Annotated in this window: 8 protein-coding genes and 1 tRNA gene; all 9 read right to left on the bottom strand. The window is 42.9% G+C overall.

All coding sequences use genetic code 11. From position 1 onward, the window contains the following. Positions 1 to 100: 100 nt before the first annotated feature. The 9 genes from ACED53_RS10890 to ACED53_RS10850 all read right to left on the bottom strand — a co-directional run bounded on the left by ACED53_RS10890 (position 101) and on the right by ACED53_RS10850 (position 11542). Positions 101 to 193: transfer RNA gene (locus tag ACED53_RS10890), tRNA-Ser, on the bottom strand. A 474-nt stretch (positions 194 to 667) separates the two neighbouring features. After that, positions 668 to 865 carry a carbon storage regulator CsrA gene (gene csrA / locus ACED53_RS10885; protein ID WP_009847619.1) on the bottom strand — a complete coding sequence of 66 codons (198 nt, stop codon included), beginning with the start codon at positions 863 to 865 and terminating at the stop codon, positions 668 to 670. A gap of 92 nt (positions 866 to 957) precedes the next feature. After that, positions 958 to 2139, bottom strand: coding sequence for an aspartate kinase (locus ACED53_RS10880; RefSeq protein WP_081326135.1), 1182 nt, complete (start codon positions 2137 to 2139; stop codon positions 958 to 960). A 220-nt stretch (positions 2140 to 2359) separates the two neighbouring features. Continuing rightward, the gene (alaS, locus tag ACED53_RS10875; protein ID WP_017100768.1) at positions 2360 to 4993 is read right to left on the bottom strand and encodes an alanine--tRNA ligase; all 2634 of its coding nucleotides are present in this window, start codon (positions 4991 to 4993) and stop codon (positions 2360 to 2362) included. A gap of 248 nt (positions 4994 to 5241) precedes the next feature. Beyond that, a complete protein-coding gene (locus ACED53_RS10870) occupies positions 5242 to 7113 on the bottom strand; it encodes an alpha-amylase family glycosyl hydrolase (protein ID WP_029225462.1) in 1872 nt (623 codons plus the stop codon). A 363-nt stretch (positions 7114 to 7476) separates the two neighbouring features. Then, positions 7477 to 8598: an ABC transporter ATP-binding protein gene (locus tag ACED53_RS10865; RefSeq protein WP_017100766.1), complete on the bottom strand. Its 1122-nt coding sequence runs from the start codon at positions 8596 to 8598 to the stop codon at positions 7477 to 7479. A 255-nt stretch (positions 8599 to 8853) separates the two neighbouring features. Continuing rightward, positions 8854 to 9336 (bottom strand): glycosidase, encoded by a 483-nt coding sequence (locus ACED53_RS10860; protein ID WP_029225461.1) that lies wholly within the window; start codon positions 9334 to 9336, stop codon positions 8854 to 8856. 96 nt (positions 9337 to 9432) lie between these two features. Then, entirely contained in the window at positions 9433 to 10473 is a 1041-nt protein-coding gene (gene lpxD / locus ACED53_RS10855; protein ID WP_017100764.1) for a UDP-3-O-(3-hydroxymyristoyl)glucosamine N-acyltransferase, read from the bottom strand. A gap of 37 nt (positions 10474 to 10510) precedes the next feature. Further along, complete coding sequence (locus ACED53_RS10850; protein ID WP_012604766.1) at positions 10511 to 11542, bottom strand: hypothetical protein; 1032 nt, start codon at positions 11540 to 11542, stop codon at positions 10511 to 10513. Positions 11543 to 11836 lie beyond the last annotated feature (294 nt).

The following is an 11836-nucleotide window of genomic DNA, read 5'->3' as shown; positions in this document are numbered from 1 at the left end:
CCTCCGACCGCCTGGTTCGTAGCCAGGTACTCTATCCAGCTGAGCTAAGGGCGCACATTGTTACTTCTGTGTTTGCTTGCAAATTCAAACGTGCAAGAAATGGCGGTGAGGGAGGGATTCGAACCCTCGATGCGGCTACAAACCACATACTCCCTTAGCAGGGGAGCGCCTTCGGCCTCTCGGCCACCTCACCGTCTTGCGGAGGCACATATTACGTTTTACCGAAAATATGTCAAACACTTTATTGAAAAAAATTGGACAAAAACACTCAACCGTTTGCTATTTAATCAAAGCGCTTGCAAATTGAACTTATAAGCTTCAAATCGCGCTTTTTCCCTTAAAAATTAAGGTGAAAGATTGGCAATAATAAACAGCCGAAAACAATTATCTAATTTATCCAGCAGCAAGTGCTACCGCTGTTTGCACAATACTACGGGATGCGTATTTGCGCCATAGGGGAAGCTAACAAATCTTGAGTTTGCGCAGACAAAATACCGTGCAATAGCGATGATCGATCCTATTTGTATTTCATAACGTCATAAAGTTCTCACTTCACCGCGTTAAGACTAACCCGTTACCACCCCATCGATGTTCAAATGCGTATTTCCATTCCCCCAAGATCAAAAAAGGCTAGCAACAATGCTAGCCTCTTCTCTACGCAAAAGTATTAGTAGTTGCCAGGTGCAACGTTACCATTACCTTTTTCAGCTTGAATGCGCATGTAGATCTCTTCACGGTGAACAGATACTTCTTTAGGTGCGTTAACACCAATACGTACTTGGTTACCTTTAACGCCTAGTACAGTAACTGTTACTTCGTCACCAATCATCAGTGTTTCGCCAACGCGGCGAGTCAAAATTAGCATTCTTTGCTCCTTGAGTAATCTCTAAATTTATCTAGCTACGCGAGCATTATCCAACAAAAGTTATATTTTCGTAAACTATCGATTGAGTTTATTTAACCAAAATGCACTTCTTTTTTAGGATAACCCTGTGTTTCACGCGCTACGATGTATGCATTGTGTAATATGTTAGCAGCCATATCGACTTGCGTTGGTGATATCACCAAAGTTAAAGACTGCTGTTGCAATAAGTGATGCTGTACATCAATTTCGCCTTCAGACAACAATCCATGTGAACTGACCACAATTTCTTGTGTTCGGCTTCCTACCACAGTTAACAAACTAACCTGTTCACTATTACGGATTTTCTCGTCAAAAACTAGTTTTAATTTAGCACTTATGTCCGGTTTGATAATGAGTGCTGCCCGTTCTGCTCCCTCGATCACACTACAGACTTCAATCCCTAATAAATGACAATGCGACATGAGGGACGGTAAATCTTGATTCAAACACTCGATGCGAACCATATCTCTTTGAATGGCTATCCCAGCAATATCATTCAAACAGTCATTACCCGCGATAAGAGTTCCCTCGCCTTCTTCAAAGCTCGAAAGCACTCTCAATGGTACATTGTGTCGCCACGCATGTTGAACACATGGAAGGTGTAAAACCTTAGCGCCTCTGCGAGCCATTTCTTCCATAGAGGGAAAATCTAAGGTATCTAATTTCTTAGATTGCTTAACCACTCTAGGGTCGCAGGAATATACGCCATCAACATCGGTATATATCTGACACTCTTTCGCTTGAAGGGCGCCCGCCAACGCAACGGCCGTGGTGTCTGAACCACCTCGCCCTAAGGTTGTGATATCACCTTTCGCATTAACGCCTTGAAAACCTGCAACAATGACAATCTGGTCATCATCTAACAGCGCTTTAATAGGAGCGGTATCAATACGCTCAATCGTCGCATTATTATGATTAGAATCGGTGTGTATTTTGGCTTGATAGCCAGTCATCGATGTCGCTTCATAACCCAACTTGTGCAACGTCATCGCCAACAAAGCCATGGAAACTTGTTCTCCAGCTGTTAACAGCACATCCAACTCTCTAGCGTTTGGTACGCTATCAACTTGTGAAGCTAAGTTAACTAACCGATTTGTTTCACCTGACATAGCAGAAACGACAACCAGGATCTGGTTCCCTTCATTTTTCGCTTCAATGATTTTTCCTGCTACATGATGGATTCGTTCAATTGAACCCACCGACGTTCCACCAAATTTCTGCACGATAAGAGGCATTTTCACCCGTCCTCACCTTCCCAAGACCAATGTCTATATATGACAAAAAAACACATACTCCGCGTCATGGCGAAGCAATAAAAAATTAACCAAGGAGTCTAACGTTACCATTAGCCTTCTTGGTTAATCTCAATCAAACCTTTTTCAGACGTTCTTCCAATGGGCTAAATAAAAGATGCCCAATCAGTTGATTGGGCATCTTTGTATCAATTACTTAAGCTTAAAGACGCTCTTCAAGCCAAATACGTACTGATTTAAGCGCTTCAGGTAGTGCTTCAACGTCAGTACCACCCGCTTGAGCCATATCTGGACGACCGCCGCCTTTACCACCAACTTGCTCAGCAACCATCTTAACGAGGTCACCCGCTTTAACTTTGCCGATAAGGTCTTTAGTTACGCCAGCAATCAGGCCAACTTTACCGTCTGCTACGTTCGCAATCAGGATGATGCCGCTACCCACTTGGTTTTTAGCATTATCAACCATAGTACGTAGGTTCTTGTTGTCTGCGCCTTCAATGGCAGCAACCAGAACTTTAGTACCAGAGATGTCTTCCACTTTACCCATGATGTTTGCGCCTTCAGCTGCAGCCATCTTTTCTTTAAGTAGTTGGATTTCTTTCTCTAGCGATTTCGCTTTCTTAGCTGATTCAGCAAGCTTCTCTTCGTAAGCGTTAGCCTGAGCTTCTACTGCATCTAGAGCTGCTTCACCCGTTACCGCTTCAATACGACGAATACCAGCAGCGATACCACCTTCTGAAATGATCTTGAATAGACCGATATCACCCGTGTTGCTTGCGTGGATACCACCACAAAGCTCAGTAGAGAAATCGCCCATAGACAGAACGCGAACTTCATCATCGTACTTCTCGCCAAACAGTGCCATTGCACCTTTTTCTTTCGCTGACTCGATGTCCATGATGTTCGTTTCAATCACATGATTCTTACGAACTTGTGCGTTAACTAGACGCTCTACTTCTTTAATCTGTGCTGGTGTTACCACTTCAAGGTTAGAGAAGTCAAAACGTAGGTTGTCTGGCTTAACTAAAGAACCTTTCTGAGCAACGTGCTCACCTAGCACTTCGCGCAATGCTGAGTGAAGTAAGTGAGTTGCAGAGTGGTTTAGTGAGATAGCAGCACGACGCTCAGCATCAACGCGCGCTTCTACTTTATCGCCTTGAGCAAATACGCCTTCAACGAGCTCACCGTGGTGTGCAAATGCATTACCTAGCTTTTGAGTATCTTGTACTTTGAATAGACCCGACGCTGTGCTTAGCGTACCCGCGTCACCACATTGACCGCCTGACTCAGCGTAGAATGGTGTCTCTTCAAGGATGATGATTGCTTTGTCGCCCGCTGATAATGAAGATACTTCTTCGCCGTCAACGAATAGCGCAGAGATTTCACCTGCACCTTCAGTACCTGTGTAGCCACAGAACTCAGTGTTGGTGTCTACTTTGATCGTCGCGTTGTAATCCGTGCCGAATTGGCCCGCTTCACGAGCACGCTGACGCTGCTCTTCCATCGCCTTTTCAAAGCCTTCTTCATCAATAAATAAATTTCGCTCACGCGCTACATCGTTAGTAAGGTCTGCTGGGAAGCCGTATGTGTCATACAATTTAAACACAACCTCACCTGGTAAAACCCCAAATACTTCATTGCTATATTGCTCTTTATTCTGAATAGCTAAATTAAGCTCAGATTCAATAACATCCAATTCTTGGTTTAGAATAACCATGCCACGCTCTAGCGTGCGACCAAAGTTCTCTTCTTCGATGCGAAGTACTTTTTCAACAAGCTCTTGCTGTTTCTTAAGCTCTTCAGCCGCAGAGCCCATCACTTCAGCCAGTACACCCACAAGTTTGTGGAAGAACACGCCTTGTGCACCAATCTTGTTACCGTGACGAACTGCACGACGAATAATACGACGTAGAACGTAGCCACGACCTTCGTTTGAAGGCATGACACCATCAGCGATTAGGAATGAACAAGAACGGATGTGGTCAGCGATAACGCGCAGCGATTGGTTAGATAGGTCGTCGTGACCTACTACTTCTGCTGTCGCCTTGATTAGCTTTTGGAATACATCAATTTCGTAGTTAGAGTGAACGCCCTGCATGATTGCAGAGATACGCTCAATACCCATACCAGTATCTACAGCTGGCTTAGGTAGCGGTTCCATAGTGCCGTCAGCATGACGGTTGAACTGCATAAATACGTTGTTCCAAATCTCGATGAAACGGTCACCATCTTCTTCAGGTGTACCAGGACGACCGCCCCAGATGTGCTCACCGTGATCGTAGAAGATTTCAGTACATGGACCACAAGGACCTGTGTCACCCATTGTCCAGAAGTTATCAGATTCAAACTTCTTGCCACCTTCTTTGTCGCCGATGCGAACAATCTTGTCAGCTGGGATGCCCACTTTCTTGTTCCAGATTTCGAATGCTTCGTCATCTGTCTCGTAAACCGTTACTAACAGGCGATCTTTTGGCAGACCTAGTGTTTCAGTCAGGAATTCCCAAGCAAAGCCAATCGCTTCTTCTTTGAAGTAATCACCAAAGCTGAAGTTACCTAGCATTTCGAAGAATGTATGGTGACGAGCCGTGAAACCTACGTTTTCAAGGTCATTGTGTTTACCACCCGCACGTACACAACGCTGAGCCGTAGTTGCTCGAGTGTAGGCACGTTTTTCGGCGCCTAAGAAGCAATCTTTGAATTGGTTCATGCCTGCGTTAGTAAATAGCAGGGTTGGATCGTTATGTGGAACTAACGATGAACTGTCTACGATTTGGTGTTCTTTGCTCTCAAAGAACTTAAGGAACGCGTTGCGAACCTCATCAGTGCTCATGTACATGCAGCTCTTCCTGAAAATAGTCGAGTTAGAATTTTGCCGTATTGTAGATCATGGTTAAGGCTTCGACTAGTTTTCTTGTAGAAAAGACACCCTTGGGCAGGATTTTAGTTGGAATTCGATAAAATGAAGAATATTCCACTAGCTCAAGCGAAGAAAAACAAAAAACCTCGCACACTATGTACGAGGTTTATGCTGTTGAGACTCAATCGAAAACCAGTAAAACCGTTATCAATAGCCTGTATTACCTGTTAGTGCTTAGTGCGTAAGATAACCACTTCATTTTGGTCTAGATTAAATGTACCGCTGCCATTAGAAACAACCACTTGGTCAGTGCCTAATACACTGTCGTAAGTTCCATTTGCCAATCCTAAATTCACCGCGTTAACCGATGTACCTTGACCGAGGTTCATTGCAACCACAACTACGTCATCGCCTGCGTTACGTTCATATACCAATACATCATTGCTTATCCAGCGCTCGATATAATCACCTTGCTGCACCGCATAGCTGTCTTTACGTAACTTACTCAACTTTTTAATCATCTTGTAAGCATTGGTCGTTTTATCAAAACTTGGCATCATTTCACGGTTGTATGGGTCGTTACCTTGCTGGCCAAAACCGTTGGTAGTGAAGTTAGCCGCGTAGTGCTCTGTTCCGTAATAAATACAAGGAATGCCACGAGAGGTCATAATAAGCGCTAAACCCAGCTCCACTCTGTCTTGTGCAAATGCAACACTTTGACGACCACCCCACTTGTCTTTACCTGCGCCAAAGTTCTTCGCGTCTGAGCGTAAAACGGTAGAGATACGTGACGCATCGTGGTTATCTAAGAACACCACTTGCCAATCACTGCTTGTGAATTTTTGGTCTCTCAGCTTCATGTAGTTATTAATGGCATACATGCCAGTGCCATTGTGTTGTAGCAAGGCGTTTTCGATGGTGTTTCTCAAACCAAAATCAAGCAATGCAGAGCCTGATGTATTGGCAAAATCGATAGAGGCAAAGTTTGATCCCGTTGCGTCAGCGCCTGAATCCATCCACTCACCAAAGAAATAGAAATCTTTACCTTGGCTTTTCTTCGCGTATGCGTTTATTTGGCCAGTAAAATCTTGGATAAACTCTTTATCCATATGTTTCACCGCATCAATACGGATCGCATCTACCCCTAAATCAACCCAGAATTTCGCACCATCAATCAAATACTGACGCGCAGGGCCATCTTTACGTTGATCAAAATCGGTTAAGTTGAATAAGGTTTTATCGCGAACCGCCCTTGCGTCGTTCCATTCCCAATCTTTACCGTTTTCAGCGATCGCTCCATTATGATGGTAATACCCTGCATTATCATTTTTGTAGTCGGTAACTCGAACACCCTTTTTATAAAGTGCACCGTATTCCCCTTCATCATCAGGGTTAGAGTGATTAGGCGCATAGTCCAGCACGAGTTTCATGCCGTAGCTATCCATTTTAGTCTTTAATGCTTTAAAATCGGCAACGGTACCTAGATGCTCGTCAACTTTAAAGAAGTCACGTCCCCAGTAGCCGTGGTAACCCGCACCGCCTCGACTGTCAGGCACGTTAATGTTATCTGCTGGAGGCGTTATCCAAATGGCCGTGATCCCCATATCATGCAAGTAATCTAGCTTTGCAGTTAAACCTTTTAAGTCACCACCAAAGTATTTTTTGAAATCCGATTTGTCTGCCGAATACATGTCGGCACCCGTCGCTGTATTATTGGCTGAATCGCCATCATAGAAACGGTCAAGAAACACGAAATACATGGTTTCATCACGCATATCAAAGGGAAGCTTTTCATGGACCACCACTTTATTCGTGTCGTCATAGAAATTAATTTCGTAGGTTTTATTAGGGTCAACAGAGAAATTTGATAGAGGGTAGTTTTCAGACCAATCACCAAAGCGATCAACCTTAAAACTAGGAGAGTTCGTTCCATCACCGGTATTAAATTTTTTCACTATTTGCCAGTGGTTTGCTTTCACTTTAACCATAGATTCGGCTTGCCAGTTATTGGCTGTACCACGGAAATAGGCCTGGTTCCAATCTGCCATAGCAGGTAGGGAAGCCAGTAATGCTGATAGCACAATAAGCTTATTCTTCATGTGTCGTCCTTTATTCACGTTATGTTGGTGTAGGTTATTGTTTTATATTCTTGTCACGCGATTTAACTATCAGGTCGTGTTTCGTGAGCATGCTATATAGTCTCCCTCCCATACAACCATTACGGCCGCGTTAAATAATGTCAGAAGCGATGAAGTCAGCTGTACGAATAAAACCTTCCTTATATAAGTTCTATTTAATTGAGGCGTGACAGTATCTTGAGAATGAGTTCTCAGGATTCATTTATATTTTTATTATGCCCTTAAGCCAAAGTGAGATACTTAGGGCATATTATTAAAGTGAGGTGTTAGAACGTTCTATTGAAACCATTCATCTACGATAGTTAATGCCAATAAGGCCTGATTTTACAACGTCAGGTTCTGTTCGGTTTCACCATCAAAAATATGGCAAAAAGCAGAATCAAAATTAAAGCGTACTTGGCTGCCAATATCTGATGTACTTATGCTTTGGTTATTCACTCGCGCAACAATTTCGTTATCACCCAATTTGAAATACAGGTATTTTTCATTCCCTAAGTTTTCAACCACGGTCAGCTCACCAGGGTGTACGTTCACCATCTCATCATCAGCGGCAATATTTATGTGTTCAGGTCGAATGCCTAGACACACGGGCTTATCAATATGATCCACAAGCTTTTCTTGCAAACGTTTAGGAATAATAATTTGGGCGTTAGGGGCAAGTTCCACGTAAATATCATCACCTAACTTGCGTAGGGTTGTGTTCACTAAATTCATGGCTGGGGAGCCGATAAAACCCGCCACAAACTTGTTCTGTGGTGCGTTGTACAAGTTGGTCGGCGTGTCCACTTGCATAATGTTACCTTGATTTAATACACAAATTCGGTCGCCTAAAGTTAAAGCTTCCGTTTGATCGTGCGTGACATAAATCATGGTCGCAGGGTTACCTTCATCTTTAAGAGACTTGTGTAGTTGTGCGATTTTCACACGCATCGAAACACGCAGTTTGGCATCAAGGTTGGATAGAGGCTCATCAAATAAGAATACGTCCGGTTTACGAACAATGGCTCGCCCCACTGCGACACGCTGACGCTGACCACCCGACATTTCTTTAGGCTTACGATACAGGAGATCAGTAATTTCTAGTTTTTCAGCGGCATCTTCTACGCGTTGTTTGATCTCTTCTTTTGGTCGCTTTTGCATTTTCAAACCAAAGGCCATGTTATCGAAGACCGTTTTGTGTGGGTACAACGCATAGTTTTGGAATACCATGGCAATACCACGCTCTTTAGGCGCTAAATCATTCACCACTCTATCGCCAATACGCACTTCACCTGCTGAGATATCTTCTAAGCCAGCAATCATTCGCAATGTGGTAGATTTGGCGCAACCAGACGGCCCCACAAATACCATGAACTCACCTTCGTGAATATCTAAGTCAATTCCGTGTACGGCTTTAAAACCATTATCGTACTGTTTTTCTACTTTACGCAGGCTAACTATTGCCATTTGAAACTCCGAATACGGGTTAAATCTTGATAGGTAAAAATCTTTTTAGCCAGTGACTGGAGCTCTCAAGTTACTGGCTAAAAAGACGTAAACGTTAATCATTGAACATTTAAGGTTTATGTTTAAAACATAGGCACTCTGATATTCAGAGCACCTTTCATCTGTATCACTGCGTCAACCACGAGTTTATAAACTGTGTTATAGCGTGGTTATAAATGGTGATATAGAGTGAGTTATGTCGGTTGGCTACATCGCTTATTTACACGCTTTAACCAATGCACGAACTGGCTTCTTATCTTCGCTAATTTCAACACTCCATAAATATTTGCCATCCTCAGGAATATTAACGGTGGTGTTTTTTGCAAAGCCACCACGTTTTAGCGTTTTCTCATAACCCGCCGTCATCGACATGCCAGCTGCAGTAAATTGTGGAGACCAGCCCATCGTTGCGAACTGCAAACTTACGTTGCCCGCTTTTTCTTCGCTTACCACTTGGTAAATACCTTTGCCTTTATGCGACATCTGACGGTTTTCCATGTGGATCCACTGACCATCAGGGAAAGTGCCTATAACATAAAGTGAAGGACGAATTGGCCCGCGATCTTCCACCGTGGCGAGATTACAATTGGCGAAAGGACCTGTTGCTTTCATTTGATCAGCTGCTGGCGTGTCAGCTGTGCTCGCACAACCCATTAACGCTGAAGATAAAAGTGCGGCTACAAGTAGAGTACGTTTCATTGTCATTTCCTTATTATTTTTTATATATGTAGGGTTCTATTCCGTTTTAGTCATCGCGAGTTAGGGCTTTAATTTTTAAGCTCTCGCTTCGGCAACCTATAAACGAAATAGTCTCGCTATTAAGCTCTTTTTCGGTACCACCGCTCTTTTGTCTGTATCAAGTTCTAACGATTTAGAGTTTGGACGGGGGTTACTGTTTTTTTGATGAGTTAATTTGTTCAATACGGCTAAGTTTTTATAATAAGAACGTGCATCTTTCGCCGGGTAACCGAACAGATCACTATTGGCAGGGAAAGAGTGGCTCACACCTGATTTGGCTTTGATAACGGAGTTTTTTCCGATAGTAAGATGCCCTGCGGTACCGGCTTGACCATGTACAATGACATGATCTTCCAAAGTAGTGTGGCCCGCAAAACCAGCCTGAGATACCAGTAAACAATGCTGACCTATTTTGCAGTCATGCCCTATTTGCACTAGGTTATCTATTTTGGTTCCACGACCAATAACGGTGTCGCCTAAAGTGCCTCTGTCGATGGTGTTATTACAGCCAATTTCAACTTCATCACCAATGATCACTCGACCCACACTTTCCACGCGTTCATAACGGGTGCTGTGCCCGGTCATGTATTCGAAGCTGTAATTACCAATGGAGTTGTTAGAGTCAATGGTGACATTGTTACCAATCACAGTGCCTTCTTTGATGACTGTATTGGCATGAATTGCAACGTTATTGCCGATTGTTACACCGTTCATGATTTTAACACCGGGCATGAAATGGCAACCTTCACCTATTTGACAATGCTTTCCGATATAAACATCGGGAGTATCTGATGTATTCCCTTGATCAAATAATTGATATTTTTGAACTTTATAATGACGCATTAGTTGATTGAGCTTCTCAGCTTCGAGCTTCTCAATCACGATTTTTGTTTTTGCTTTAGTCTGTAAAATGGCTTCTGGCCCAACAATGACATCAGCCAAAGTTTCAGATAGCCCTTTTAAATCGGCTTTAGCAAAAACAATGGCTAAGCCGCCCTCTTCTACGCTGGAAACTGGGCGAATCTTCGATATTTCTACCGTGTTATCACCTTCAATTTTTCCACCAACGATTTGGGCGATATCTGAAACTTTGATCATAATATTACTCTGTCATTTGAGTTGTGATTAATACCACTTAGAAGCGGTAAAGCGCTTGTAGATACATTGTTTCTTGTTCTACAGTTTTCTCTTCGCCTTTCAGCTTAGAGAAAGTCTCTGTGTCTTTAGCCCACTCAAGTTCGCCTTTTACCAACCAATCGTCGCCAATTGCTTGCTCATAGCCTAAAGTTGCCTTACGAATATCTTTGAAGAAAGTTTCGTTCTTTGCCCAACCGTCTGTATGTTTCGTTTCGTTTTCACCAATACGAGCACGAACGTACATAGTGCCGGCTTCTTCAAAGCTGTACTGAACGATTGGCTCAATGTACATCTCGGTGAAATCGCTGGCTTCATTGAGTGAACCGTTAGCGGTTTTCGCTTTATTTTCTTTAACTTGATAGTAGAGCTCAGCTGCAACTTCCCACTGACCAAAGCGCTTGTAAGGTTTAAATAAGAGACTGTAACCTTCCTCTTCACGAGAACCCCAAGCACTCTTATCTGAATCGTTGTATAGGTACTCTAGGTTTGAATAGAAGCCCGCTGAATATTCATTATTCCAGTACGTAAGGTATGGACGAATACTGTGCTCAGCTTTCGTGGTTTTCAAGCCGTCTACTTTCGCAGAAGTAACAATATCACCCTTTGTATATTCCAACTCATAGATCAAGCCCGTTCCCCAACCATTTCCTAGCTGAAAACTTTTATTTAATGATAATAAGTGCTTATATCCATTTTCTGTTTCTGCGTATGCGCCTTTCTTTTTCTTACGATTTTCAAGTTTGAACGCGTAAAGTGCTGTCGCATTCCACGCAGCGTTGTTATAGAAGACGTTAAACACTTCATGAGTCGTTGTACGCTCTTTAGACTTGCCACCACCCCATGATGCAAAATCAGTGATGTTTTTCTCTTCGACTTCAATCGATGTTCCAACATGCCCACCAAATTTTAAAGCGTCATAAAAAAAGATATCACTTGGAGACATAGTTCGGTCATCAGCAGCCGAAGCGCCAGCACTAATAAGTAGAGTGTTGGTGATCACTACAGACAATAATGTTTTTTTCACGGTCATTCCTTATTGATTCTTCACTGAATCATTTGTTGTTATTTGTAGGGTTATTTTTGTTCACTGTTTCTCTTTATCTATCCACTGTGTCTCTTGATAGGCTTGCTGATTTCGCAACATTTAACCAGAAAAACATAGTCGTCCGTAATGAACGCCTATTTATTGTTCTAGAATTATAAATGTTTTGCTTCCTATTGAATTTAGAAATGAGAGATCAATCACCCTTGACTGCGGAGATTATTGATCACCATCACAAACGGTAGGCTTTTCATTAATCTAAGTATCAAAACGAACAAAGCA

This window comes from Vibrio sp. 1F169 (genome assembly GCF_041439605.1).
GTDB lineage: Bacteria > Pseudomonadota > Gammaproteobacteria > Enterobacterales > Vibrionaceae > Vibrio > Vibrio tasmaniensis_A.
This window is presented reverse-complemented; position numbering and strand designations above follow the sequence as displayed.